Source organism: Paenibacillus sp. FSL H7-0350, from assembly GCF_038593195.1.
Taxonomy (GTDB): Bacteria; Bacillota; Bacilli; order Paenibacillales; family Paenibacillaceae; genus Paenibacillus_AQ.
Map to the genome: position 1 here is coordinate 6,668,854 of NZ_CP151972.1, position 25,241 is coordinate 6,694,094.

General features: G+C 53.2%; 22 protein-coding genes, 1 pseudogene and 1 CRISPR repeat array (1 of these 24 running past the window's edge). Of the genes and pseudogenes, 17 read left to right on the forward strand and 6 right to left on the reverse strand.

Annotated elements, in window-relative coordinates; all coding sequences use genetic code 11:
* Positions 1-14: 14 nt before the first annotated feature.
* Both NYE24_RS29890 and NYE24_RS29895 read right to left on the reverse strand, forming a co-directional pair.
* Positions 15-870, reverse strand: a pseudogene (locus NYE24_RS29890) (SpoVR family protein); the annotation flags it as partial.
* Positions 871-965: 95 nt separating this feature from the next.
* On the reverse strand, positions 966-1,883 hold the full coding sequence (locus tag NYE24_RS29895) for a helix-turn-helix domain-containing protein (RefSeq protein WP_342477333.1): 918 nt from the start codon (positions 1,881-1,883) through the stop codon (positions 966-968).
* A gap of 226 nt (positions 1,884-2,109) precedes the next feature.
* Between NYE24_RS29895 and NYE24_RS29900 the strand changes: the two genes are divergently transcribed.
* The 3 genes from NYE24_RS29900 (at position 2,110) to NYE24_RS29910 (ending at position 5,807) form a co-directional block, all read left to right on the forward strand.
* Entirely contained in the window at positions 2,110-3,906 is a 1,797-nt protein-coding gene (locus NYE24_RS29900; protein WP_342477334.1) for a sugar-binding domain-containing protein, read from the forward strand.
* 36 nt (positions 3,907-3,942) lie between these two features.
* Positions 3,943-5,058 carry a glycoside hydrolase family 88 protein gene (locus NYE24_RS29905; RefSeq protein ID WP_342477335.1) on the forward strand — a complete coding sequence of 372 codons (1,116 nt, stop codon included), beginning with the start codon at positions 3,943-3,945 and terminating at the stop codon, positions 5,056-5,058.
* 119 nt (positions 5,059-5,177) lie between these two features.
* The gene (locus NYE24_RS29910; protein ID WP_342477336.1) at positions 5,178-5,807 is read left to right on the forward strand and encodes a hypothetical protein; all 630 of its coding nucleotides are present in this window, start codon (positions 5,178-5,180) and stop codon (positions 5,805-5,807) included.
* A 98-nt stretch (positions 5,808-5,905) separates the two neighbouring features.
* Here the strand turns inward: NYE24_RS29910 and NYE24_RS29915 are convergent, their stop codons facing one another.
* A complete protein-coding gene (locus NYE24_RS29915; RefSeq protein ID WP_342477337.1) occupies positions 5,906-8,158 on the reverse strand; it encodes an FAD-dependent oxidoreductase in 2,253 nt (750 codons plus the stop codon).
* A 138-nt stretch (positions 8,159-8,296) separates the two neighbouring features.
* On the opposite strand from NYE24_RS29915, the gene NYE24_RS29920 reads away from it, so the two are divergent.
* The 4 genes from NYE24_RS29920 to NYE24_RS29935 all read left to right on the forward strand — a co-directional run bounded on the left by NYE24_RS29920 (position 8,297) and on the right by NYE24_RS29935 (position 13,295).
* On the forward strand, positions 8,297-9,094 hold the full coding sequence (locus tag NYE24_RS29920) for an AraC family transcriptional regulator (RefSeq protein ID WP_342477338.1): 798 nt from the start codon (positions 8,297-8,299) through the stop codon (positions 9,092-9,094).
* A gap of 107 nt (positions 9,095-9,201) precedes the next feature.
* Positions 9,202-9,975, forward strand: coding sequence for a GNAT family N-acetyltransferase (locus NYE24_RS29925; RefSeq protein WP_342477339.1), 774 nt, complete (start codon positions 9,202-9,204; stop codon positions 9,973-9,975).
* A gap of 283 nt (positions 9,976-10,258) precedes the next feature.
* The gene (locus tag NYE24_RS29930) at positions 10,259-11,824 is read left to right on the forward strand and encodes a glycoside hydrolase family 43 protein (protein ID WP_342477340.1); all 1,566 of its coding nucleotides are present in this window, start codon (positions 10,259-10,261) and stop codon (positions 11,822-11,824) included.
* Positions 11,825-11,843: 19 nt separating this feature from the next.
* The gene (locus tag NYE24_RS29935; RefSeq protein ID WP_342477341.1) at positions 11,844-13,295 is read left to right on the forward strand and encodes a glycoside hydrolase family 28 protein; all 1,452 of its coding nucleotides are present in this window, start codon (positions 11,844-11,846) and stop codon (positions 13,293-13,295) included.
* A 2-nt stretch (positions 13,296-13,297) separates the two neighbouring features.
* Here the strand turns inward: NYE24_RS29935 and NYE24_RS29940 are convergent, their stop codons facing one another.
* On the reverse strand, positions 13,298-14,161 hold the full coding sequence (locus NYE24_RS29940; protein WP_036692713.1) for an AraC family transcriptional regulator: 864 nt from the start codon (positions 14,159-14,161) through the stop codon (positions 13,298-13,300).
* Positions 14,162-14,234: 73 nt separating this feature from the next.
* On the opposite strand from NYE24_RS29940, the gene NYE24_RS29945 reads away from it, so the two are divergent.
* The 4 genes from NYE24_RS29945 (at position 14,235) to NYE24_RS29960 (ending at position 17,587) form a co-directional block, all read left to right on the forward strand.
* The gene (locus NYE24_RS29945; RefSeq protein ID WP_342477342.1) at positions 14,235-15,113 is read left to right on the forward strand and encodes a pectinesterase family protein; all 879 of its coding nucleotides are present in this window, start codon (positions 14,235-14,237) and stop codon (positions 15,111-15,113) included.
* 55 nt (positions 15,114-15,168) lie between these two features.
* Positions 15,169-16,203, forward strand: a complete 1,035-nt coding sequence (locus tag NYE24_RS29950) for an alpha/beta hydrolase family protein (protein ID WP_342477343.1) — start codon at positions 15,169-15,171, stop codon at positions 16,201-16,203.
* 34 nt (positions 16,204-16,237) lie between these two features.
* A complete protein-coding gene (locus NYE24_RS29955; RefSeq protein WP_342477344.1) occupies positions 16,238-17,365 on the forward strand; it encodes a glycoside hydrolase family 88 protein in 1,128 nt (375 codons plus the stop codon).
* Positions 17,366-17,437: 72 nt separating this feature from the next.
* Complete coding sequence (locus NYE24_RS29960; RefSeq protein WP_200869186.1) at positions 17,438-17,587, forward strand: hypothetical protein; 150 nt, start codon at positions 17,438-17,440, stop codon at positions 17,585-17,587.
* A gap of 80 nt (positions 17,588-17,667) precedes the next feature.
* Here NYE24_RS29960 and NYE24_RS29965 read toward each other — a convergent pair whose 3' ends face one another.
* Positions 17,668-18,159, reverse strand: a complete 492-nt coding sequence (locus NYE24_RS29965) for a DinB family protein (protein WP_036692725.1) — start codon at positions 18,157-18,159, stop codon at positions 17,668-17,670.
* Positions 18,160-18,366: 207 nt separating this feature from the next.
* Here NYE24_RS29965 and NYE24_RS29970 point away from each other — a divergent pair, with 207 nt between their 5' ends.
* The 5 genes from NYE24_RS29970 (at position 18,367) to NYE24_RS29990 (ending at position 23,760) form a co-directional block, all read left to right on the forward strand.
* The gene (locus NYE24_RS29970; protein ID WP_342477345.1) at positions 18,367-19,116 is read left to right on the forward strand and encodes a response regulator transcription factor; all 750 of its coding nucleotides are present in this window, start codon (positions 18,367-18,369) and stop codon (positions 19,114-19,116) included.
* Positions 19,113-20,048, forward strand: a complete 936-nt coding sequence (locus tag NYE24_RS29975) for a sensor histidine kinase (RefSeq protein ID WP_036692728.1) — start codon at positions 19,113-19,115, stop codon at positions 20,046-20,048. The genes NYE24_RS29970 and NYE24_RS29975 overlap by 4 nt, the downstream gene beginning before the upstream one ends.
* Before the next feature lie 104 nt (positions 20,049-20,152).
* Positions 20,153-21,070 (forward strand): ABC transporter ATP-binding protein, encoded by a 918-nt coding sequence (locus NYE24_RS29980; RefSeq protein ID WP_342477346.1) that lies wholly within the window; start codon positions 20,153-20,155, stop codon positions 21,068-21,070.
* Positions 21,063-21,755: an ABC transporter permease gene (locus tag NYE24_RS29985; RefSeq protein ID WP_076155110.1), complete on the forward strand. Its 693-nt coding sequence runs from the start codon at positions 21,063-21,065 to the stop codon at positions 21,753-21,755. The genes NYE24_RS29980 and NYE24_RS29985 overlap by 8 nt, the downstream gene beginning before the upstream one ends.
* Before the next feature lie 241 nt (positions 21,756-21,996).
* Positions 21,997-23,760: an ATP-binding protein gene (locus tag NYE24_RS29990; protein WP_342477347.1), complete on the forward strand. Its 1,764-nt coding sequence runs from the start codon at positions 21,997-21,999 to the stop codon at positions 23,758-23,760.
* 182 nt (positions 23,761-23,942) lie between these two features.
* Here the strand turns inward: NYE24_RS29990 and NYE24_RS29995 are convergent, their stop codons facing one another.
* A complete protein-coding gene (locus tag NYE24_RS29995; RefSeq protein WP_342477348.1) occupies positions 23,943-24,101 on the reverse strand; it encodes a hypothetical protein in 159 nt (52 codons plus the stop codon).
* 151 nt (positions 24,102-24,252) lie between these two features.
* On the opposite strand from NYE24_RS29995, the gene NYE24_RS30000 reads away from it, so the two are divergent.
* Positions 24,253-25,053, forward strand: coding sequence for a class I SAM-dependent methyltransferase (locus tag NYE24_RS30000; RefSeq protein WP_342477349.1), 801 nt, complete (start codon positions 24,253-24,255; stop codon positions 25,051-25,053).
* Positions 25,054-25,120: 67 nt separating this feature from the next.
* Positions 25,121-25,241: a CRISPR direct-repeat array (repeat unit 28 nt; unit sequence AAATGTAATCGAAAAACCGATCACATTG) (it continues 318 nt past the right edge of the window).

The following is a 25,241-nucleotide window of genomic DNA, read 5'->3' on the forward strand; positions in this document are numbered from 1 at the left end:
ACGCCTTTATAGGTGTCTTTTTTCTTAAGCACCTTAGTTGACCGAGGCCCAGCCTTCGTTCATGATCTTGGTCTCCATCTGCGGCCAGAAATAGAGCATCTCGTCACGGAGCATCGTCATGATGTCGCGCTGCCAGTCCTCCAGAGCGGTAGAGTATTGCTGGATGAACCAGACGATATCTTTTTCCGGCTCCGGGGGAAAAGCACGCTTACCGGCAGTCTCCGGCTCCTGCACAGCAGCATCGCTCTTCTCCAGATCCCACAGTTCGCTGTAGGCATTAGCCGGTCCAGGCGCGCCGGGAGGGGAGTCCTTGCGCTCTTTCATTTTGGCTTCGAGCAGATGAGTCTTGCCCAGCTTGCGCGGCTGGATCAGACTGGGGTCGATATGCTCCTGGATCGCCAGCACTGAATCAATGAAGCTCTCTACAGTGTCCGTGCCATAAGTGACGGAATAATCATTGATGCGGTCGGCGGTGGCGGACATGCTCTCGACCATATCCCGGTTGGACATGGAGAAGCGCATATTATTTTTGAAAAAATCGCAGTGCGCCAGCACATGCGCAACAATCAGCTTATTCTGCACCAGAGAGTTGCCGTCCAGCAGAAAGGCGTAGCACGGATTAGAGTTGATGACCAGCTCATAAATTTTGCTTAAGCCGAAATCGTATTGCGACTTCATTTTGTGAAAAGTCTTCCCGAAGCTCCAGTGTCCGAACCGGGTGGGCATCCCATAGGCACCGAAGGTATAAATGATATCCGCCGGACATATCTCATAACGCATCGGATAGAAATCGAGTCCGAACCCGGAAGCAATCTCCGTAATCTCGGCAATCGACCGCTCCAGCGCTTTAATCTCATCATCACCGGGCATGCATCCATCTCTCCTTCCAGCTTGTGAACCGTTCTTCCTATTGTATATGGGGGGAGGGGAGGGAGTATGATGGGCATGCCCAGCCCAAATCTCCCTTATTCCGCCTCCGTATAGAACAACTTAAGCAGAATATTCTGCGGATAGTTTCCAAAGTGCTCCCCGAAAATGGTAAGTCCGCCTTTGTTTTTAGAATTCTCATCAATCCCAATCTTCAATCTGATGAAGGGGGAGTCTTCGATCTTTAGCTCAGCGAGGGTGACCGAAGATATTTTCTGACCGTCTATTCCAGTATCCTTCTTGGTGACTCTTAAATGTTTCAACAGGCCGTACTGGCTTAGTTCGTTATCCCACCAGGGAGGGGTTAACTTCCCGCGCACATCTGAGAAATTCCCCGGAGCCGTCCATGTGCCTAAAAAAACATCGTTGATATAAAAAGCAATATCGCTCGGCCAATTATTGTTGGATTCAGGAAACTCTGATGAGAGCTCTAAGGATAACTCTAATAATTCTGCAGTGAAATTGTGGTTGAACTCATTCGGAATGATATATTCGACGAAGCCCTCCGCGAACCAAAGTAAGGAAGCCTCGATCCGGTCATTGGAGACGAAGGTCCGTTGATCATCTAACTTTCCGATAATTTTTGCCTGGCTGGCTAATCCGCAGGTGGGGGTGACTGAAAAATTAGAATAGTATCCCAGCTTGATTTCATTCGTAATGACTTTAAAAGGAAGATGGAGCTTTTGCGGGAAGTTGAGGGCAATATGATCGACCGCAACAATGAAATTCTTCTTTCGGCTGTCGGTAGCCTCCAGATTGTCCTGGAGCTTGATGATCTTTGCGTCCTCCAGTAACCGGATATGGCGTGACACGATCGCTTTGCTTAAGTTAAGTTTGGCGGCCAGCTCACTGACAGTTAGCGGCGTATGTAACAATAGTCTAAGAATCGAAGCTCTTGTGTCCGATGCCAGTGCTTTTAGAACAGAAATACCATGATCGTCGAGTTCTAAGAACATATGTACCTCCGATTGTTAACTTTTTAGTTTACAATGATAGATATAGTCAAGCGGTAATTTTATTTAGTATACCACAAAGTTGAAAATGAGGAATAACGTTGATATAACCTTGAAAGAACGCTTTCATCATGATAGTATTTGCTTGCCCGCGAGGAAGATTTACTATCTAAACCACAAAAAGTTAACTTTTATTGTTGCGGACTACTAAGATGGGAGCTGAAGCTAAATGACACACAGGATGGAATATCCGCGTCCGCAGTTCGTCAGAGACGCATGGCTTAATTTGAATGGAAGCTGGCAATTTGAATTTGATGACAGGAATGTGGGAGCCGCGCAACGATGGTTTGATCCAGGTGAGAATTTCAGCCAGACCATTCAGGTTCCCTTTGCCTTTCAGACCCCTGCCAGCGGAATACACGATACCACGTTTCATGACTATGTCTGGTATAAGCGCAATTTCACACTCGATCCGGACTGGTATAAAAAGCGGGTGATATTACATTTTGGAGCGGTAGATTATAGAGCTTGGGTGTATGTGAATGGTCAATATATCGGGATGCATGAGGGCGGACACACTTCATTTTCTTTTGACATTACGCATGCCTTAACTGGACAGGAAGAACAGGTAACGGTTCATGTGGAGGACCCATCAACAGACGAGACTATTCCCCGGGGCAAACAGTTCTGGTTAGAGCAGCCCGAAAGCATCTGGTATACCCGTACAACAGGGATTTGGCAGACTGTGTGGCTGGAGGCGGTAAACCCTGTGCATATTCAACAGGTGAAATTTACGCCCGATTTGGATCAAGGGAGTATTGGAATAGAAGTGAAGTCTGAGGGGGATGGTTCTGAAGAATTAGAGTTGGAACTTCGTATTTCTTTTGGCGGAGTATCTGTTACTCAGGACCGAATACGATTGTTACAGCCTATAACACGCAGAATGGTAGATCTATTCGGTCTGAAAATATTCCGCACAAACTTTCACCGAGCTGGCTGGACATGGAGCCCGGAGGCGCCTAATTTGTTTGATGTGGAAATGAAGCTGTACGATCACGGGGTTGAGGTAGACTCTATTGAATCGTATTTCGGCATGCGGAAGGTTCATACAGAGAATGGTATGGTCTATCTGAATAACAAACCTTATTACCAAAAGCTTGTACTGGACCAGGGGTATTGGCAGGAAGGATTACTTACGGCACCAACGGATGACCATCTGAAGAAGGATATTGAATTAGCCAAAGAATTAGGGTTCAACGGTTGCCGGAAGCATCAGAAGGTCGAGGACCCGCGGTTTTTATACTGGGCTGACCGGATTGGGTTCCTGGTATGGGGAGAATGTGCGGCGAACGCCTCTTACAATAATGATGCTGTAGCCCGGTTAACCAAAGAATGGATTGAGATTATTGACCGTGACTTCAATCATCCCTCGATTGTGGCCTGGGTTCCGCTTAACGAAAGCTGGGGCATTCCGCTGGTGAAATCAGATAAGCAACAGCAGTATCACAGCGTAGCCATGTATAGTCTGATTCATTCATTGGATAATACCCGGTTAGTCATATCGAATGACGGATGGGAAATGACGCTGACGGACATTTGTGCGGTACACAATTATCAGCATGGCAGAGCGGATGAGTCCGATAAGTATGAAGAGTTCAAGCGGATTCTTTCTACAAAAGATACCATGCTTGCTTCCAAGCCATCGGCCCGGAGTGTATATGCAGACGGATATGAGCATCGGGGCGAGCCGATCTTGTTAACTGAATTCGGTGGTATAAGCTATAAGGCTGGCGCTGACGACGGCTGGGGATATACCAGCGCACAATCTGCAGAGGACCTTGTTCTGGAATACGGAAGAATCATGAAGGCAATATACGCTTCCAAGATTATTTATGGATATTGTTATACGCAGTTAACGGATGTGGAGCAGGAGATTAACGGCCTGTTGGCCTATGACCGGACACCCAAATGCGATCTGGCGTTAATTAAAGAAATCAATAATCAGTGGCATCTGCGGACCATTTAACCGGAACTTATGAAATGATAAGGAGCTGATGAATCGATGACAAATGAAAGTTTGCTTCAAAAAATCGGGCTGGTCGTAGACAGGCTTATGAACCTGGGCGGCAGCGACTATGAAAAGGATAAAACCGTGGTTCAGGCCGATACCAGAGTAGGGATTGTGCAGCGCGATTTCGGCATTGAAGAATGGGATTGGCCTCAGGGCGTAGGTCTTTATGGTCTTTGCAAGCTGCAAAAGCATTATGGCGATACGCGCTATATGGAATTTTTCCGGAATTGGGTTTCACGTAATCTGGAGGCGGGCCTGCCTTCCAAAAACATTAATACAACAGCTCCTTATCTGCCTCTGGTGCTGCTCCTGGATCAGCTTGAGCCTTCCGGCGAACTGGAAGAGCTATGCCGGGAGCATGCAGATTGGCTCATCCATGAGCTGCCCAAGACCAAAGAAGGCGGCTTTCAGCACACGGTCACTGCGATTGGCAACCGGGATGGCATTCACCTGCATAATGGACAGTTATGGATTGACACACTCTTTATGGCGGTGCTGTTTCTGAACCAGGCGGGACGCAAGTTTAACCGGCCGGAGTGGGCGCATGAGGCTGAACACCAGATTCTGCTGCATATCAAGTATTTGTTCGACAAACATACCGGTCTGTTCTTCCACGGCTGGAGCTTCGAACGCAATGATAATTTCGGCAGTATCTTCTGGTGCCGAGGCAATTCCTGGTTCACGTATGGGATCACCGATTACCTGGAAGCCTGCCAGGATTCAATTAGCCCGGGGTTCCGGCGGTTTTTGATTGATACGTATACCGCTCAAGTTAATGCCCTGGTCTCCCTCCAGGCAGCTTCCGGTCTCTGGCATACCGTCCTGCAGGACCCGTCCAGCTATGAAGAGGTATCCGGGTCAGCCGCAATCGCCGCAGGGATTATCAAAGGCATCAAAACCGGTATTCTCGATTCCTCCTATCAGGCTGCGGCAGACAAGGCCATTCAGGCGGTATGTCAAAATATTAGCGCAGATGGAACGGTGCTGAATGTGTCGGCTGGAACCGGAATGGGGATGGATAAGGAGCATTACAAGAACATTGCCCTCAGACCTATGGCGTACGGACAGTCTTTGGCTCTTATTGCATTGTATGAAGCTTTAAAATAAACGGAAAAAAGCCTAATCCCTGAGCGTTTACGCCAAAGGATCAGGCTTTTTTTCACAATAAATTATGTTAAAATTACATTAATTAATACTTGGATATCGACGAACGGGAGGGATAAGTAATGACCGATTTTACAGCGATTCGGGACCTGTTCCATATTACAGAACCGTGTGGATTTGATAATGAATCATTAACACCATGGATGGAACGCTACGGGCACATTCCGCAGGTGTTGCGGGCGTATTTTACGGAGCTTGGGGCCCACTCTGCATTGAACGCGACTCAGGATTTTCTGGTTCAGCCTCAGAATTTTCCGCGTTATATGGAAGAAGACTACTGCATCTTTTATACCGAAAATCAAGAAGCCTGCGTCTGGGGAATCCGTGCAGCGGATATGAAGCTCGATAATCCTCCCGTCTATGTGCGCAGCGGAGAGGAATGGGAGCGCCTGCGTTCGTCTGTTAAGGAATTTTTGCTGGCTATGGCCCATTTGCAGGCAGTGCTGGCGATGGAGTATAGCAGCGAAGAATATTGGGACATCGATGAGGCTGCTGCGGAGCGAATTGAGCAGAACTTTCCATCCCGCCAAGCGGATTCAGATTTGTACACGGGCGTACGTTTTTTTGGCCAGCCGGGTGAATTGATTATGATTATGAACAACAACGGTGGCCATCTGTTAATGTTCGCGGCCGAAGACGAGGAACGCCTGGATGAATTATACAATCTCTTTGAGCAGTGGACGGAGCAGTAATCCGCGCCTCCCGGCAAAAGTCCCGTATAAGCCAAACAAGGGCCTAACCGTAGTTAGGCCCTGCTCAACACCCCATCTTATTGCAATTTGAAGTCTACTTAACTATACACCCGCACCTCAATTATCTCCGCATACTCACTGCCGTTGGTCTCCAGGACCACGACCCGCAGGCGGTCGGCTGTCACAGCTTCGTTCAGCATGTGTACCCGCTTGCGCTTGTGGTTGTCACGTTCCCCGGCAACTGCACTCCAATTACCGTCGATGTAAGCTTCAATACGATACTCCTTAACGAGCGTTGGCAGGATTTCGTAAGGCGTAACATGATGATGCAGATTGATCAAGTCCTCGTTGACATCGTCATTGAAGGTAACGTGAACCTCGCGCAGTCTTACCGGCGCGTTCCAGGCCAGCTCCAGCCACTCCGGCTTACCGGAGGCCATCCGGTCCGAGGACCACAGATGCGGCCCGCCGTACGGACGGAGGTAGCCGTCGGTGGCTTTGTCTGCGGCGAAGGCGCTTGTTGGAGCAGACAGGCGAAGGCAGGGAGCCTTGTGGTCATATTTCTTTTTGTCCCATTGCACTACCGGCTGTGCGGGCGGATTCTCCCCGAAGTCCCTTGAGGCAGCGGGGGTCTCGCTATGCCCGTATGCAAGCATTCCCGAAGCTGGATCATCTGCCATATGCAGCGATAGTGCAGGATTGGCCTTCAAGATCAGGAACGCGTTGCGCGGTGACTCCGGCTTCCATTGCAGCGGGAGCTTCACCCACTGGGCGGGTCCGGCCTGGACGGGAGCTGATACAGACTGGATTAACGTATGGGGAATATAATTCTCGGGCCGACCGGTCTCCCATAGCTCGACCGTCAGCTCTGCGGCTTCAGCCGCATCAATTAGCAGCTCGATCCCGCCCAACTCAGGATCAACAGGGACGGTGATGCCGATGTTCGTTGTGAGCGGGATGCTGAATGCGGATTGCTCCACAGCGAACCGGCTCCGCTCGCTGGAGGCGCTGAGCGCAGCCTTCAGCGCCAGATCTGCTTCATCCTCGTTGCGCAGCCCGAGGACGGAAGCGTCCTGGCGCAGCATCGTCTGCTGCAGCTCATTCAGGTGGGCCGCATGCAGTTCGCGCGGCGATATTCCCTTGGCGGCGCAGAGTGCCGCGCCGATACCGGCGGCTTCGCCGATGACCGCGCAGGTAGCCATGACGCGGGTCGTGCCGAACGCGACATGCGAGGCGCTGATGTCGCGGCCGGCCATGAGCATATTGCTGACGTTCACCGAATACAGCGAACGGAACGGGATGTGATAGCTGCCGTCTGAATACATATGCTTCGAGCCTGACTCTGTAGCGTACACTCCCTGCGGCGGATGCAGATCAATGGACCAGCCGCCGAACGCCACGCGGTCCGGGAATTCACGCTGAGCCAGGATATCGTTCTGATTCAGGACATAATCGCCAATGAACCGGCGGTACTCCCGCTTGCCCGGAGTCGAACCGACCCATTCCAGCGTCATGTTGTCCGCGTCGAATTTGCCGGAGTTCTTAATATAATCCCAGATCCCGTAGATCACAGACCACAGCTCGTCGCGGATGGCCTCATTGTCATGAACGGTGTCCTGCTCGCCGCCGAATTCGATCCACCAGTAGGCGCAGCCGTTGTCGCCGCTGCGGATGATACGGCGCTCGGCGATAGCGGTTTGTGTAATATCCTTTGCCATGGCCGGAGCGATATATTTGACCGGATGGCCTGCGTCCTTGGTATAGAAGAGCAGTGTGCTGCCGAGCGTAATATCATCGGCAACCAGTGGTGCCCATTCCTCATTATATTCTTCGCGTGCTTCACGGCCCAGCCGGTACTCTGCACCTGCCAGGAAGCCTACCAGGCCATCCCCTGTACAGTCCAGAAAGACCGTACTCTCAAAAGTAATTCTCCGCTCCGACCCCATCATCCAACCCGTCACGGACCGGATGCTCCGCTGGCCGCTGCCATCCTCGGAAGCATCGGCCTCATGTACATCCGTGTTCAGAAACAGCTGAATGTTCGGTTCGGCCTTAACTGCTTCAAGCACAACCATATCCCAGAGATACGGATTGCCGTCTTTGTTGCGGTACTGGTTCTCCACAAACAGCTCGCCCATGATCCCCGTTTCACGGGCATACCGGTGGATACCGTGTGAGGTTGCGCCGCAGACCCATACCCGCACCTCGCTGCTGGAGTTGCCGCCGAGCACCGGACGGTTATTAATCAGCGCCACACGCTGGCCCAGCCGGGCTGCCGCAATCGCCGCGCATACCCCTGCCAGTCCTCCGCCTACCACCGTTACATCCGTGTTGACCGTTTCACTACGCATTGTTGAACCTCTCCTTTGGTGTATGGTAATATATCCGTAGTTTCATGATAGGATAATCATTAATCAAATGACATGCATATAATTTCTTGATTTATATACTTTATTTCGCTGAATAATGCAATCGGAGGGGAGTCAGACATGCGCATGAATTGGTCGGTTCGTCCGGCAGCCTATATCTATTGGGAGCAGAAAAAACAGTTCCTGCTGGAGCACGACACCTATCCTGTGTGGACGTTATTTGCGGTTGAGCAGGGACATTTCGCTTACCGCTTCGGGGACCACGAAGGGGAGGGCGGATTCGGGGACATCATTGTATGTCCGCCGGGGACAACTTTTTACCGGAGAACGCTTAGTCCGTTGACTTTTCATTTCATACAATTCGAATGGGAGGAAGAGGGGGCACCGGAGGACGCTGCAACGCTTGGAGGCAGTTGGACAGTCAGGGACGTGGAGCGCCTAAGATCTACCTACCGCTATATGCGGAGTATCGGAAGAGGGATTCAGGAGGAGCCGGGGTATAGCCGGATGAAGCATATGCTGGAGGATCTCTGGAGGCTGCTTGAAATCGAGCGCAGCAGTGCATCCGAGGAGCTGCGCTCTGAAGAGACAAGTCCGGGCCCGCTGATGCAGCAGGCTAAGCAATGGCTGCTGGAGCACGCTTGTACACCTATGACCTTGCAGGAGCTGGCCGCTACCCTTGATATTACTCCAGTGCAATTAACGCGGCGTTTCCGTGCGGCCTATGGGACGGCCCCGTCAGACTTCGTAACCGGACTCCGGCTTAGACGGGCCTGCCAGCTTTTGGAGGATTCCAGACTGCCCATTGAAGGGATCGCCCAGCAGTGCGGCTACGAGAACGGCTTCTATCTGAGCCGGGTATTCTCAGCGAAGCTGGGATTAACTCCATCCCGGTACCGTAAGCTGCACCGCATATAATTAATAACAATTGTATAATTCAGCACATTACATTAGTATGTAATTAGTTAATCATCTAATTTTATATGAACTAAATAGTTTTTCGCTGTAGAAAGGATTGAATTGTAATGAAAATAGATGCTTCTGTCATCGCCGCAAGAAATATTATGGATGCGAGCCAAGGTAAGAGTTATCCCACATTTGCGTATTCGGTATTAGATCGTTACATTGACGGGGACATCATCATCGATAAGTCTTCGGCATTGATCGGTACTTCTTCAGGCATTTATACAGTGGTGGGGGATGAGACGAATGACGATTTTGCATCCAGGCTGCTGCACGAATTCAAGCATAGAGAGAGGCTAGATCAGAGATTTACGTTATTTTCATCCTCTGAGGGGTGGGATCGTAGAATCAATGAGCTTTTAGGGGCGAAGCTGCAGCGGATGCAGAGGTATTCTTTTACATTCAATGAGCAGCGTTTCCTGCAATCGGGAAGAGCGGGGATACCGGAGGGCTTCCGGCTGAACAGGATAAATGAGGAATCGCTTGAGGGGGATAGAGAGTTCGATGCGGCGTACATCCGGAAATATTGGGGACCAGTGGAGCGTTTTGCGGACAAGGGCTTCGGTTTCTTTGTTACGGAACTCGAAGTAATTGCTGGAGAGTGTGTCTCTATATTCTCGTCCGAACAGTATGCGGAGATTGATATTGTGACAAATCCTTTGTATAGGGGAAGAGGCGTGGCGTGGTGTGTTGCCGAAGCTTTTATCCTGGAGTGCTTAGAACGTCAGATCACACCAAGATGGGACTGTGACCTTCACAATATTGCCTCCATCCGATTGGCGCAGAAATTAAATTTTACCGCTCCAGAGACCTATTCGCTCTATGCGAGAAAGTAAGTCTGAATCACACAAGTGATTCTGAACAGTTAAGAGAATATGCTAAGACATTTGATTAAAATAACGAGAGTGAATTCTACTCCATAGTGCAGCGACAGTAAGAGACGTTATCCGTCCCCTGCTGCCGCTGTTTCTGTTTCCAGGACAAGAAAGTATAAAAAACAGGAAAAAGAACATAGAAAGCGCAAGAAAATTAAACTTATACGAACTATAATTGGTTATGCTTACATATCGTTGATTAATTATTCGTACCTATCGCCCGCGTGAAGGAGGACTTCCGAATTTGAGAACATTCCGTAATCCGGTGCTGCCGGGCTTCTACCCTGATCCTTCGGCTATCCGTGTAGGTGAAGACTATTATCTGGTCACTTCAAGCTTTGAATTCTATCCCGGGGTTCCGGTCTTTCACAGCAGAGACCTTGTCCACTGGCGCCAGTTGGGCCATGTGCTGGACCGTCCGTCCCAGCTTAATCTGGACGGGATTCTTCCGTCGAGGGGGATTTGGGCGCCGACCCTCCGGTACCATCAGGGTCTCTTTTATATGATCACGACGTTTGTTGATAATCACAAGGAATCGCATAATTTCTACGTAACCTCCGCTGATCCGGCGGGAGACTGGTCCGACCCTGTCTGGCTGGAGGATGCGCCCGGCATTGATCCCTCCCTGTTCTTCGATGAGGACGGCAAGGTCTATTATACCGGTAACCGGGTGCCTCCCGGAGGCCAGGATTATCCGAAGCATATGGACATCTGGCTGCAGGAGATTGATCTGGTGCAGGGCAGGCTTACCGGCCCGAAGTACAGTCTCTGGCAAGGAGCGCTGAAGACTGCGCATGCCCAGGAAGGGCCGCATCTGTATTTCACCAGAGGCTGGTATTATCTGCTGATCGCTGAGGGCGGCACCGGCCATACCCATGCGGTGACGGTTGCCAGAAGCCGCAGCGTGACGGGGCCCTATGAGGGGCACCGGGCCAACCCGATCCTGACCCACCGCCATCTTGGCAGGGACTATCCCATCGTGAATACGGGCCATGGGGAGCTTGTGGAGACGCAGCACGGGGAGTGGTGGATGCTCTGTCTGGCCTCCCGGACCTGCGGGGGATATTACCGCAACCTGGGCCGGGAGACCTTCCTGACTCCGGTCAAGTGGGAGGACGAATGGCCGGTAGTGAATCCCGGCAAGGGCGTCCTTGAGCTGGAGGGGCCAGCGCCGGATCTGCCGGGGACGCAGTGGCCGCTGTTGCCGGTGCGGGATGATTTTGCTGCCGGGGAGCTTAACCCCGTCTGGAACTTCCTGCGCACGCCGCGCGGTGAATTCTGGAGCCTCAGCGAGCATCCGGGGCATCTGCGGCTGCGGCTGAAGCCGGAGGTGCTGGCGGAGACCGGCAACCCGGCTTATATCGGAAGACGGCAGCAGCATCTCAGCTTCAGAGCCGCAGCGGCAATGCGCTTCCAGCCGGCGGCCGCAGGCGAGAGCGCCGGACTGGCCCTGATCCAGAATGGGGACAACCACTTCCGCTATGAACGGGCGGTGGAGGGCGGCAGGCAGATGCTGAAGCTGACCGTCCGCAGCAGAGGGGCTGAGCAATTGCTGGCCTCTGCGCCGTATCCACTGGATACGGTACAGCTTAAGGTAGAAGCCAGGGGGCAAGATTATAGCTTTTATTATAGAGCCGCAGATTCTGACACCTGGACCGCACTGCATGAACGGGCTGACGGCCGGGTGCTGAGTACGGATTGGGCCGGAGGTTTTACAGGGGCCTATATCGGAATGTATGCCAGTGCGGGTGGAGCGCAGAGCAGCAATGTTGCGGATTACGGCTGGTTCAGCTATGAAGAGCTTGAATAGACACTGAAGGAGGAATACGATGAAAACAATACATGATTCCGCAGCTTATCCAATCCCGGAGCTGCCGCAGATTCCGCAGCGGACTTTCCGTATTACAGACTATGGGGCAGAAGCTGAAGGGCTGCTGTGTACGTCTGCTATACAGGATACCCTGGATGCCTGCGCTGCCGCAGGAGGAGGAACGGTGATCATCCCGCCGGGAATCTGGCGCACCGGGCCGCTGACGCTGCACAGCCGGATCAATCTGTGTGCCGAGCGGGGGGCGCTGGTATGCTTTGAACCCGACTACAATCTGTATCCGCTGCTGTTCTCCCATTACGAAGGGACTGCCGGATGGCGTTGCCAGGCTCCGCTGGACGGGGAGAATCTGATCGATGTAGCCATAACCGGTGAAGGCATCTTCGATGGCAGCGGCGAGGCCTGGCGTCCGGTGAAACGCTTCAAGCGGACGGAACTGGAATGGAATAGCCTGCTTGCCTCCGGGGGGGCCTTGGATGAACAGGGTGAGATATGGTGGCCTTCCAAGGAAGCGCTTGCGGGAGAAGCTTATGTTCTGCAGCTGAAGGAAAACGGCGAGACAGCAATGGAAGCCTATCTCCCTGGCCGTGCGTATCTGCGTCCTGCGCTGCTGAGCCTGCGGAATTGCCAGAGAGTGCTGCTGGAGGGGCCGACCTTTCAGAATTCTCCTGCCTGGTGTCTGCATCCCATGGGCTGTGAGCAGGTTACAATCAGACATATTCAGGTCCGTAATCCGTGGTATTCCCAGAACGGGGACGGGCTGGATCTGGAGTCATGTACACATGCGCTGGTGGAGCATTGCAGGTTCGATGTAGGCGACGATGCCATCTGCCTGAAATCCGGCAAGGATGAGGAAGGCCGCCGGGCAGGAAGAGCCTGCCGGTACATTACGATCCGCCATTGTACGGTCTATCACGGACATGGCGGGGTAGTGATCGGCAGTGAAATGTCGGGCGGTGTGCATGCGGTCCGGGTGAACGACTGCGTGTTCATGGGTACGGACATCGGGCTGCGCTTCAAGAGTACCCGGGGAAGAGGCGGCGTCGTGGAGGATATCCTGATCGAAAATATACAGATGTCAGGCATCGTCCATGAAGCGGTATCCTTCCACCTGTTCTATGCCGGGGTTGAGGGGTCTGAGGGTTATGACGAGCAGGAGGTTCCGGTCACGGAGGAGACTCCGCAGTTCCGTAACATCACGCTGCGGAATATGGCTTGCCACGGGGCGGCAACCGCGCTGCTGGTGAACGGGTTACCGGAAATGCCGCTTGCTGCGCTTACGGTGGAGAACTTCAGCGCCATAAGCAGGCGGGGTATCATCCTGCGCCATGCAGCAGGGCTGAAGCTGGACCGGATCAGGCTGCAGACGCAGGAGGAGCCGCAGGTACAGATGCATAAGTGCAGTGATGTGGAGCTTGTCCGTTCAGGAGACCTAGCCATCACCGAGCTTTAACCTTAGGACTCCGGTGCAGGCTGTGACCCCGCTTCCTTGCGGTACTGGAGCGGGGTCAGACCGGTTGACTTTTTGAAAGTTTTATTGAAATGGGACAGATGCTCGAAGCCGACTGCTCCAGCGATCTCCTGAATTCTGGCGGGGGTACCGGCCAGCAGGCGCTGGGCCTCGCGGACCCTGATATGGACGATATATTCCCGGAAATGAAAGCCGGTCAGGCGATGAAATACCCGGCTCAAATAAGAGGGGCTGATGAAAAAGTCCTTGGCGGTCTCTTCCAGCGTAAGCGCTTCCCGGTAATGGGCGCGGATATAGGTGGCAACCTCGTTTACCAGATGGTGCAGCGGATGGCGGGTCCCGCCGGCCTGAGCCGTGCTCTCTGAACGCTGGAGCAGAACCATCAGCTCGGTCAATAGAGCGGTGACACTGACTTCGTACAAGGGCCGCCGGATGCGGGATTCCTCCAGCATGCGGTTCAGCAGGGACTCCGCTTCATTCTGCTCGCGCAGGGTTAGCCTGAACAAGCGGTAGCGGTGGCTCTGGAACCATTGCTGCTCGTCCCTCAGCACCGGGGGCAGCAGCAGCGGGTCATAATTGATCAGAATACGCTCGAATTCGGCCTTCTCGGAGCTTGCCGTGGAATGGAGCTCGCGGCCGGGAATCAGAATCAGCTCGCCTTTGTGAACCGTAACCACCCGGTCGTCCACAAAATATACACGCTCCCCGTCCGTCAGGTAATACAGCTCAGTCCATTCATGGCTGTGGGGGCGCGGCATCGCAGTGATGCCTTTACGCTTCATATGCTGGATGCTGAAGCGTCCGTCTTCAAGATGATATTTGGGATTAGGGCCAGATACGCTGTTCATACATCTCCTCTTCTCCTGGAAGCTGTTAGAGTTATTATAGAATATATTCAGGTTGCTGTGAAAGGAGCCATCCATGTTAATTATAGTCTCAAAGAATGCCGGAGAAGGATACAGTAGTCTGCAGGAGGCGCTGGATTCCATTCCGCCGGGGGAGACACAAGCCGTAACCATACGGATTAAGCCCGGGATCTATGAGGAAAAGGTTACGATCGCCCGCGAAGCCCCGCCCATCCTGCTGCTGGGAGAGGACCAGCATTCTACCATTATCTCGTGGAATGATAATGCCCATACGCTCGGCGCGGACGGTGAACCGCTGCGCACCTTCCGCACCGGGACGCTGAACGTGTTCGCAGAAGACTTCACTGCCGAGAATCTGACCATCCGCAACACTTCCGGCCCGGGAACAGGACAGGCGGTCGCGGCGTTCGTCGATGCCGGGCAGGCTGTGTTCCGGCGTGTACGTCTGTTAGGTGACCAGGATACCCTGTATACCGGGCCGGGGCGGCAATATTATGATGATTGCTACATTGAAGGGGATGTGGATTATATTTTCGGTCCGGCCACCGCGCTGTTTGACCGCTGCCATCTCCATAACAAGCGCTCCAGAGGGTATATCACAGCGGCTTCAACGCCGGAGGGAGCCGCCTTCGGATATGTGTTCCTTACCGGCGGCGAAGGGGTAAGTGAGTGCTATCTCGGACGCCCTTGGCGCCCTTACGCGCATGTCGCCTTCATCCGCACGGTGATGGACGGTTCAGTGACCGGCGAAGGCTGGCATAACTGGGGGCAGCCGGACAGGGAGCAGACCAGCCGTTATGAAGAGTATGGCAGCAGCGGCCCGGGCGCTTGCCCCGAGGGCCGGGTAGCGTGGTCACGCCAGTTAACTGCGGAGGAAGCCGCACAGTACCGGATTCTGTCTGTGCTGGACGGCTGGCATCCCGAGGGCTATTAATCGCCTGGGCCATGGTACATCCAGACCCAGGAACCCGGAATTGGAGGATTTCCCGATGGAATCACTGGAACAATATATCAATCAACTGACGGCTTCTGCACCGCGCAGCTCTGCCTTCCGCAAGGACATCTCCTTTGCGGAGTGGCGGGCATCCCTTACCGCCGGATTCATAGAGCGGCTGGGCGGATTTCCCGCTCAGAGGGCGGCGCTTGAACCGGTACAGCTGGAGCGGACGGTCTGCAGCGGATACATCCGCGAACGTATCGAGATCACCACCTACGAAGGACTTAGAATGGCCCTGTATCTCCTGATCCCGGAGCAGCCGGCAGGCTCTCCCTGCCCGGCTGTGCTGGCTATTCACGGGCATGGCTACGGCAGCCGCGAGATTACCGGCTTGAATCCGGACGGGTCGGAGCGGACGGGGGACCCGGGTTTGCATAAGGATTTTGCCGTCGCCCTGGTGAAGCAAGGCTTCGTCGTTGCCGCTCCCGAGGTACTCGGATTCGGAGACAGGCGTCTGGCTGAGGATCTGGCCAGCGGCGAGCCTGGACGTAATTCCTGCTTCCGCCTGTCCTCGGCGCTGCTGATGACAGGGCAGACGATGGCAGGTTGCCGTATCTATGAGACGATGCGGGCGCTGGATTATCTGCAGGGGCGGGAAGAGGTTGACGGGGAACGGATCGGCATTATGGGCATCTCCGGCGGCGGGCTGGTGGCGGGCTTCGCGGCTGCACTGGATGAACGGATCAACAGTGCGGTTGTTAGCGGCTATGCCAATACGTTCCAAGCCAGCATTCTCACCCGGCATCATTGTCTGGACAATTATATTCCGGGCATTCTGCTGGAAGCGGAGATGCCGGATCTGCTGGGCCTGATTGCACCACGCGGGCTGTTCCTGGAGGCGGGAGACGCGGATCATCTGTTTGGTCCCGCCGGCGTGAGGGAGGCTCTGGAGCGGCTGGAGCAAATCTATGCCGCAGAGGGCCATGGCGGGCAGCTTGCGGCGGATTTTTTCACAGGGGGCCATGAGATTCACGGGGAACCGGCGTATGCCTGGCTGCTTAAGCAGCTTGCCGGTCCGCAGGAGTAGGGTTACAGTAACGCAAATGACAGGAGGAATAGAGATGTCTATATCAGAAGCAGTAAGCACAGGCTTATCCCGCAGAATTGCGGATACATTCATCGGTCAATGCAATGAACAAGGGGAGCACGAATATGTAATGGAGCGCTGGGCGTATGTGCCCGGTATGCTGCTGATGTCAGTGGCCCGGGCCGGGGTGCAGCATGGCGAGCCTGAGTACCTCTCCTTCATGCAGCGGCATATGGACAGCTTCATCGGGGAGGACGGAAGCATCCGCTCCTACACGCTGGAGGAATATAACCTGGATCAGATCAATCAGGGCAAGAATCTGTTCTGGCTGTACGCTCAGACGGGTGAGCAGCGCTACGCGGAAGCCGCCCATCTGCTGGCAGCGCAGCTAATCGGACAGCCCCGGACCTCCGAAGGCGGCTTCTGGCATAAGAAAATATATCCCTTCCAGATGTGGCTGGACGGGTTATACATGGCTTCGCCGTTCCTGGCCGAATACGGGGCAGTCTTCGGGCGTCCGGAGCTGATCGATGAAGCTGTACGTCAGCTGCTGCTGATAGAACGCAGAACCCGTGATCCGCGTACCGGCCTGTTCTATCACGGCTGGGATGAATCCCGGGAGCAGGAGTGGGCGGATTCCTCCACCGGATTGTCGGCCCATTTCTGGAGCCGGGCGATGGGCTGGTACGCGATGGCCGCCGTGGACTGCCTGGAGCATTTCCCGCTGACCCATCCGCAACGGGGAACGGTAATGGGAATTTTTCAGCGGATGTGCGGTGCGCTGGTTGAGGTGCAGGATCAGGAGAGCGGCCTCTGGTATCAGGTGCTGGATCAGGCGGGACGCAAAGGCAACTACCTCGAAGCGACAGGCTCCTGCATGTTCGTCTATGCAATGGCCAAAGCTCTGCGGCTGCGTTATCTGGAGCCTTCCTTCAAGGCAGCGATGTTAAAAGGCTACGAGGGAATCCTTAAGCATCTGGTTACCGAAGACGAACAAGGCGTTCATCTGCACAAGATCTGCCACGGGGCAGGGCTCAGCAAAGACCGCAACGGCTCCTACGATTACTACATTTCCGAAGCTGTTGTATCCGATGTACCAATGGGTGTAGCGCCGTTGCTGCTGGCTTCTCTTGAAGTGGAAAGGTATGTTGCCGGGCAATAGACAGATAGCGGGATATGGGCCATTGTTGCCGGGATTTTGCTGGAAGGACAGCCGGTTCCCTGGCCGCATTTTATGGCATCGGGCAAAACCACATTTGCCGGTCATCTGACCAGTCTGCTCGGGCAGGAGAATGTGAATCTTTTGAATACGGACCCTTACAATAAATTATTCATGCATCCGAATCATGAGAAGTTCGATATTGTGATTAGGAATCAGGATTAAGCATCGTTTATATCCAAAAGAATGATAAAAAGCTGCGGCTCCATCTATCCAGATTTCAGTGGACAGACGGGGCCGCAGTTTTATGATTTAGAGACTGCAACTGATGCTGCATATTTCTCTATCTGCTTCTTGTGATGCTTGTCGTGGGAGATGAAATCTCTCAGATACTTGCGTATGCTGAATTTCTTGCCGTCACCATCCCGATGATTCTGTTCAAGGGCCGTATCGCTTAATGAGGCCGCAAGCCCGGTAATCTTGGTCCGGTACAGCACGAATTGCTGGATGGCTTCCTGCCGGGTTACTGTCCTGGCGTATAGAACCGCATTGGCATTGAATACATTGAAGTCCAGATGCGCAGCTGTCAGCGGCAGGCCTTCTTGGATTTTGACCAGGGCCTCCTCATAAAAGTATTTGTCCCACAGTATGATGTGGCAAAGGACATCCTGCAGGGACCATTTTCCGGCCTCCAGCGGAGCCTCCCAGTCTGCATCTTCCATGCTGTCCAGCGATTGAATATAGGGGATGAAGGATTCGAATTCAAGAATGAGCTGCTTGTTGGTTTTGGCTGCCATGATCATACCACCTTGTCTGTCAGATTGAATAAGAGATTATATCATTCATTATAATAGGAGGAACTGGACCACGGCCTGTCAGGTTCAGAGAATGTATACGGAGAACAGCACCCTTTCAGTTCATTTTCAATCTATATAGAATCCGGCACGGACAGAGGGTATAATTTCAAATAGATGGTAGACAGAGTTAATTACAGGAGGTTCACTATGCAACAGAGGGTGCTGCTGATCGAGGATGATGAAGCGATCAGCGAAATGGTCTATTCTTATCTGACCAAAGAGGGCTATGAGGTGGAGATCGCATATGACGGGGACATGGCGGTGAGCAAGTTCCTGGGCGGTCTTACTTATGATCTGGTGCTGCTGGATCTGATGCTGCCGAAGCGCAGCGGCACGGATGTGCTGCAGATTATCCGCAGCGGCAGTCTTGTGCCGGTACTGATTATGTCGGCAAAAGACAGCGATGTGGACAAGGCACTGGGGCTGGGCTTCGGCGCGGATGATTATATTACGAAGCCGTTCTCGATGATTGAGCTGGCGGCCCGGGTGAAGGCGGCGATCCGCCGGGCGGGGTATGCTGCATCTGGAAGCCAGGCTGTTGTCGGGAGCGGAGCGCAGGGCAGCGGGGAGTCGCAGGCAGAGAAGCCGAAGGTTATCGAGCTGCGGGGACTGACCGTGGATCTGGATAATTTCTCCGTACGGAAGAACGGGCAAGAGCTGAAGCTGACCGCCAAGGAGTTCCACATCCTGAAGCTGTTCGTGAGCAGTCCGGGCCGGGTATTCACCAAGGCGCAGATCTACAGCCAAGTCTGGGAAGAGGATTATTATGGCGATGAGAACGTAATTAATGTACATATGCGCAGATTGCGCGAGAAAATCGAGGAAGATCCCTCCCGTCCGGAGTATATCAAGACGCTGTGGGGGATCGGCTACAAGCTGGGGGATATGCTGCTGTGATCATTCTGTTGCTGGTTCTGCTTGTCCTGTTGCTTGTGGTCTCTACGCTGCAGTTCCTGAATTCACGGCAGCATGCCCGCCAGTTGGACTACATTCATCATAAGCTGGAGAGCATCATAGAAGGCGGATCGCATGAGCGGCTGCTGCTAATGAGCAGCAGTCCGCAGATGCAGCAGCTGCTGACCGATCTGAACCGTCTGCTGGATGTTAACCATCAGGGAGCGGCCAAGCGGAGCAAGCTGGAGCAATCTATGCGCGGAATGCTGGCGAATGTGTCGCATGATCTGAAGACGCCGCTGACGGTAGTGCTGGGCTATATTGAGACGCTGCTGCATGATGAGACGGTATCCAAAGAAGAGCAGGAACGTATGCTGCGGACGATTCATACCAAGGCCGGCGAGGTCATTGCGCTGATGAACCGGTTCTTCGATCTGGCGAAGCTGGAGTCGGGGGACCGGGATATCCCGCTCTCGCGGGTAGAGCTGGGCGAGGTCTGCCGCCGGAATATTCTGGCCTTCTATGATCTGCTTAGTGAGAGCGGCACGGATGTGCAGATTGAGATTCCGGAAGAGCCGCTTCATATCATGGGCAATGATGAGGCGCTGGACCGGATACTGACGAACCTGCTCTCCAATGCGATTACCTACGGTAATGCAGGGGGAGTGCTGGGGCTGAAGTTGTACCCGGACGCCGGACGGGTCTGCATAGAAGTGTGGGACCGGGGCAAGGGCATCGCCGAAGGCCACGAGGATAAGGTGTTCGAGCGGCTGTATACCCTTGAGGATTCGCGCAACCGCGACTATCAGGGCAGCGGCCTGGGGCTGACGATTACCAAGCGGCTGACCGAGCAGATGAACGGCACTATTTCCCTGAGCAGCCAGCCGAATGTGCGTACGGCATTTACGCTCTCTTTTCCCAGACAGTCCTTCTGAAGCTTCTTAAGAATTAAGTAAGATTTCAGTAAGAAAAAAGCAAATTCCGCCCTGTAGAATAAATACCAGGAAGAACAAGACGAGGCTAAAGGGGATAACGGAAAATGACAACGATACTCCAGACATGGGATCTGACCAAGGTCTATGAGGATAAGGAAATTGTGAGTAGTGTGAATATGGAGATTAAGCGGGGTGAAATTTACGGATTCCTGGGACCGAACGGCGCGGGCAAAACAACGGTGATGAAAATGATCACAAATCTGGTGAAGCCGACGGCGGGCGAGATTGAATTTGCCGGGGAGAAGATGACCCACCGCTCTTACGACATGCTGAAGCGCATGGGCAGCATTATTGAATACCCGGTGTTCTACGACAAGCTGAGTGCCCGCGAGAATCTGGCGCTGCATGGAGAGTATATGGGCTTTTATGATGCCAACGCGATAGAGGAAGCGCTCGAATTAGTGAAGCTGAGAGCGGTGGACAGCAAACCGGTGAAGAATTTCTCCCTCGGGATGAAGCAGCGGCTGGGCATTGCCAGAGCGGTCATGACCAAGCCGGAGCTGCTGATCCTCGATGAACCGATTAACGGGCTGGACCCGCTTGGAATCAAGGAACTTCGCGAGGTGTTCCGTATGCTAAGCCGTGATTATGGCATGACGCTGCTGATCTCCAGCCACATTCTGGGCGAAATCGAACAGATTGCCGACACAATCGGCGTAATCCGTGAAGGGGTACTGGTGGAGCAGGTGGCAATGGATACGATCCGGAGCCAGCAAACCCAGTATATCGAGCTGGTGACTAGCGAGTGTACGAAGGCCGTCTTCGTCCTGGAGGGGAAGCTGGGCCTCCGCAATTACAAGGTGCTTGACCCGCGGACTATTCGTGTATACGAAGATATCCCGCAGCTGGAGCTGAGCCGGGCCCTGTCCGCAGCAGAGGTGGAGCTGGAGAGTATGAGCAAGAAGCATCATTCGCTGGAGGATCATTTTGTGGAACTGATGGGGGGCGACAACCATGCTTAAGTTAATCCGTCTGGAGCTGCGCAAGAGTAAATTCACTTTTCTTAAAGGTGTGCTGATTGCGGACCTGGCTATTCTTACTGCTATGATCTTGCTGATTTTTACAGGGATGGATGATGGGGAATTTGATAGCTATGCCGAAATTTTTCAAGGAGTATTCATATTTGTAAAAGCGACTTATATTATCTTCGCCTCCGTTCTGATCAGTAAGCTGGTCATTGACGAGTACAAAAACAATACGATTACTGTGCTGTTCACGTACCCGGTGCCGCGCAAAATGCTCATGTCCGCCAAGCTGATCATTGTCTTTTTGTTTACCTTCTTTGGTATTTTGTTATCGGATGTTGCCATTAGCGGCCTTCTTGCAGGGAGCTTGTATGTGTTCCCAAATGTTATCCAGGAGACATTGACCCGTGAGCTGATTACTGCTCATCTGCTCAGCGCCGGGACGGATGCGCTATATGCGGCAGGCATCGGGCTGATTCCGTTATACTTCGGAATGCGCCGCAAATCCGTATCGGCCACGATTGTTTCCGCCGTGCTGATCGTCTCGCTGATATCTTCCGGCAACAGCTTCGGCGGCTTCCGCATGGGTGATCTGTTCGGGATTTCGATCACGCTTGCCTTGGCTGGTGCGGCGATTGCCTACCTCTCGATCCGAAATATCGAGCATCAGGATGTAAGCTGAGGCTGCCGGAATCGTAGCAGGTCCACTCTTAGAAATGCAGCAGACAGTGCGGTCCTTCTGAAGGACTTGCACTGTTTTTGCCGTTGTACAGACTGGCTAGTGCAATGTTTTTCTGGCGACCGCATACGTTTTTTTTGCTATAATAGGAACTAATTCAGAGAGTTCTACATAATCAGAGCGTTTCTGCAGTCTTCGGACGCTAACTATAGCATAGTTGAAGCAAGAGCGGAGGAGGTGGGCTATGCTTAAGGACTGGGCTTCTATTCTGGACAACGCGCTATCAGGCGAAAGTACGTATAGAGCGTTGTTTGATCATCATCCAGACTTCATCATTGTGCTGGACAGGCAGGGGCGATACAGGGACAGCAACCGGATGTTAAGTGCCGAGGAGGCAGGCAGACTGAACGAATGCCGGATGCATCCGCCCGGCGAGGTTCATTTCGCATCTGCCCTGGCCGGGATTACATCAAGCTTCGGGCTGGCCTTGGATGCTGCGGAAGGAAACGAAGAGACGGCGAGAGGGACTGGCGTGGTTGAGGATGCGGTGAGTGCAGGTGCTGGAAGTATAATAAGCGCTAGTGCTGAAACTACTGGTGCCGGAAAGGACGAGCATGCAGATGTTACGGTACGCTATGTGCCGCTTCACACTGACGAAGGCATTGCTGGTGTGTTCGCTATCCTCCATGATCCCGGGAACCGGCCATTTTCCAGTCTGCTGCATAGCTGGGTGAGCATGAGCAGCAGCAATGCTGCAGACGATGAGCGGAATGTGCAGGCAGGAGAAGAATATTCTGTGTATGCGGATGAAGTGGCCGCCACGAAGGATGACGATGAGCTGCCGCAAGCCGAATTCGTGTTCGAGATGGCCGAGGACAAACGGCTTAGCCTAATTCTGAACTCCGTCTCTGCCGGAATCTTCGGCCTGGACAACCTCGGCCGGACCATCTTCATTAACCGTGAAGGGGCAGAGATGCTGGGCTACAAGCCGTCAGAGCTGACCGGGCTGCCGATGATGGAGATGATCCATTCCCTGCATGGAGGTGCGCCCCGCCATTCCCTGCTGGAGTGCCCCATTATGCTTACCCTGCAAGACGGAGTTACCCGCAGCATGGCGGATGAAGTCTTCTGGCGCAAGGATGGAACCAGCTTCTTCGTGAATTACCGGATCGCTCCGCTACTGGACCGGGGGATGATCTGCGGTGTGGTTATTTCCTTCAGCGATATTACGAACGAGCGGGAAATTCTCCGCGCCAAGGAATCAGCAGAGCGGGCTGCACAGGCCAAGTCGGATTTCCTGGCAATGATGAGTCATGAGATCCGCACGCCGATGAACGGAATGATCGGCATGGCCGACCTGCTGCTGGAGACCGAGCTTGGGGAGGAACAGCGCAGCTACGCCGAGATTCTGCGCAGCAGCAGCTACAGTCTGCTGCAGATTCTCAATGACATCCTCGATTTCAGCAAGATGGAGGCCGGCAAGATGCCGCTGCAATCCGAACGCTTCGATCTGCGGGAGATGCTGGAGGGCGTCATCGATTTGTTCACTCCGAAGGCGGAGGAGAAGAAGCTCTCGTTGCGCTGGTGGGCAGATACGAGTGTGCCGGACATCGTCACGACCGATCCAAGCCGGCTGCGCCAGATTATCGTCAATCTGGTCGGCAACGCGCTGAAATTCACCGAGCGGGGCAGTGTCACTTTGTCAGTCAAGAACATCCCGTTGCCCGCCTCACCGGAATATCTCCTGGAGTTCTCGGTCCGCGATACCGGCGTAGGCATTGCCGACAGCAAGCTGAATCTGCTCTTCCAGTCCTTCTCCCAGCTACATCCGTCTATTAACCGCAAATACGGCGGGACAGGATTGGGACTTGCCATCTGTAAGCAGCTCGTGGAGCTGATGGGCGGAACGATCTTTGTGGAGAGCGAGGAGGACCGGGGATCGATCTTCCGGTTCATGCTGCCTTTTATGAAGGAAGAACTGGAGCCTGAATACTCTCCTGAGGCTTAGCCGGGGCCGGGGGGAGGGGCGGAAGTTCACTTGTGTTCTTGTCAATCGAGTCACTCAACTGTATACTCAACTATCGAGCCAGACAACCCGTTCCCCAAGATACAGTGGGAGCGGGTTATTTCTGTCTGTTATTTCCACTCTGACGCATGGGCAGCGTAAACAATTGGATTTTCTCCACTTGCTTATCTTCGATAGGCTCTTACTGGGATAGCAGTTGGAAAATCAGCACTTAATTTAGCCCAATTCAGCCTAAAAGGTAAAATCATCAATTTTAGTTGCTGTTTTTCCACTTGTTGGTCCATGATCCGCTGAATCCGGCGAAATAAGCTACGTTTTTCCATTTGCTTGCTGGCAACGGCCATCTTCTCTCAGACTTCTTGGTTCATATGTAAGAATTTATTTGGCGCAGGCGTTTTGCTTGTTGCATTATAAGCAGATTATAGTAAAATCAGAGAGTATAATTTCCAAATTCTTCTTATAAGGGGGAGTAACATGCAAGAGCAGATGTCACGTACGAATAAGGCGGCGTGGGAGACAAAAGCGTATCAGGCTTGGACACACTATCATGGTTCACCTGAGGAGCTTGCATTGCAGCTGCAGCAAGATCCCGCACATACGCTGCGGTATTGGCTTAAGTACACAGGCGATCCGACAGGCTTGAAGGTGCTGAATCTGCTCGGCTCTCATGGCAGGAAGGCGATTTGCTTCGCCTTGCTGGGGGCAGAAGTCACCGTCGTGGATATCTCGGAAGAGAACCGCTTATACGCCTGTGAAGTGGCGGAGGCAGCGGGGGTGAAGCTGAATTACCTCTGTGCAGACGTCATGAATATCCCCGAAGAAGAAGCTTTGGGAACGTTCGATGTGGTGCTGATGGAGTTTGGGATTTTGCATTATTTCGCAGACTTGAATGAGGTGTTTGCCTTGGTCCGCAGACGGCTGAAGGCAAATGGACGGCTCCTGCTGACCGATTTCCATCCGTTCGCCAGGGCATGGCTGACCACCAAGACGCTTCAGCATCCCACCGGAAATTATTTTGACGATACGCTTAGAGAAAGTGAAATTGCATTCGCCAAGCTGCTTCCTGAAGAGGAGCGTTCCGGCGTAGGACAAGTGGTGGTGCGGAGTTGGACGCTGGGGAATATCCTGACCTCTGTCGCTTCGCAAGGGCTATCTATCCGTGCCTTTGAAGAAATCAAGAGTGCCGAGCACCAGGGATTCCCCGAATTCTACACGCTGGTTGCCGATGCTGCTGAGGGGCTGTTAAGACTGTTATATCCTGATAGGACAACATAATAGTATCCAGCAAAAAAACAGCAGGTCTCCATTTGGGGACCTGCTGTTAGCTTGAAGCAAGTAGGCGGAATGTACGCGAAAAACCGAACACAATTGGAGCAGCGGATAGTATATCGGCCAAAATGTAATCGAAAAACCGATCACATTGCACTATCGTGAGGCAAATGAGCCAAATGTAATCGAAAAAC

What these genes read in the sequence shown, in the direction of transcription:
- NYE24_RS29945 (WP_342477342.1), top strand. Translation starts at nt 14,235, where the DNA reads ATGTTAATTATAGTCTCAAAGAATGCCGGAGAAGGATACAGTAGTCTG.
- NYE24_RS29910 (WP_342477336.1), top strand. Translation starts at nt 5,178, where the DNA reads ATGACCGATTTTACAGCGATTCGGGACCTGTTCCATATTACAGAACCG.
- NYE24_RS30000 (WP_342477349.1), top strand. Translation starts at nt 24,253, where the DNA reads ATGCAAGAGCAGATGTCACGTACGAATAAGGCGGCGTGGGAGACAAAA.
- NYE24_RS29935 (WP_342477341.1), top strand. Translation starts at nt 11,844, where the DNA reads ATGAAAACAATACATGATTCCGCAGCTTATCCAATCCCGGAGCTGCCG.
- NYE24_RS29940 (WP_036692713.1), bottom strand. Translation starts at nt 14,161, where the DNA reads ATGAACAGCGTATCTGGCCCTAATCCCAAATATCATCTTGAAGACGGA.
- NYE24_RS29920 (WP_342477338.1), top strand. Translation starts at nt 8,297, where the DNA reads ATGCGCATGAATTGGTCGGTTCGTCCGGCAGCCTATATCTATTGGGAG.
- NYE24_RS29980 (WP_342477346.1), top strand. Translation starts at nt 20,153, where the DNA reads ATGACAACGATACTCCAGACATGGGATCTGACCAAGGTCTATGAGGAT.
- NYE24_RS29915 (WP_342477337.1), bottom strand. Translation starts at nt 8,158, where the DNA reads ATGCGTAGTGAAACGGTCAACACGGATGTAACGGTGGTAGGCGGAGGA.
- NYE24_RS29950 (WP_342477343.1), top strand. Translation starts at nt 15,169, where the DNA reads ATGGAATCACTGGAACAATATATCAATCAACTGACGGCTTCTGCACCG.
- NYE24_RS29995 (WP_342477348.1), bottom strand. Translation starts at nt 24,101, where the DNA reads ATGGAAAAACGTAGCTTATTTCGCCGGATTCAGCGGATCATGGACCAA.
- NYE24_RS29965 (WP_036692725.1), bottom strand. Translation starts at nt 18,159, where the DNA reads ATGGCAGCCAAAACCAACAAGCAGCTCATTCTTGAATTCGAATCCTTC.
- NYE24_RS29955 (WP_342477344.1), top strand. Translation starts at nt 16,238, where the DNA reads ATGTCTATATCAGAAGCAGTAAGCACAGGCTTATCCCGCAGAATTGCG.
- NYE24_RS29970 (WP_342477345.1), top strand. Translation starts at nt 18,367, where the DNA reads ATGCAACAGAGGGTGCTGCTGATCGAGGATGATGAAGCGATCAGCGAA.
- NYE24_RS29990 (WP_342477347.1), top strand. Translation starts at nt 21,997, where the DNA reads ATGCTTAAGGACTGGGCTTCTATTCTGGACAACGCGCTATCAGGCGAA.
- NYE24_RS29895 (WP_342477333.1), bottom strand. Translation starts at nt 1,883, where the DNA reads ATGTTCTTAGAACTCGACGATCATGGTATTTCTGTTCTAAAAGCACTG.
- NYE24_RS29925 (WP_342477339.1), top strand. Translation starts at nt 9,202, where the DNA reads ATGAAAATAGATGCTTCTGTCATCGCCGCAAGAAATATTATGGATGCG.
- NYE24_RS29905 (WP_342477335.1), top strand. Translation starts at nt 3,943, where the DNA reads ATGACAAATGAAAGTTTGCTTCAAAAAATCGGGCTGGTCGTAGACAGG.
- NYE24_RS29900 (WP_342477334.1), top strand. Translation starts at nt 2,110, where the DNA reads ATGACACACAGGATGGAATATCCGCGTCCGCAGTTCGTCAGAGACGCA.
- NYE24_RS29960 (WP_200869186.1), top strand. Translation starts at nt 17,438, where the DNA reads ATGGCATCGGGCAAAACCACATTTGCCGGTCATCTGACCAGTCTGCTC.
- NYE24_RS29985 (WP_076155110.1), top strand. Translation starts at nt 21,063, where the DNA reads ATGCTTAAGTTAATCCGTCTGGAGCTGCGCAAGAGTAAATTCACTTTT.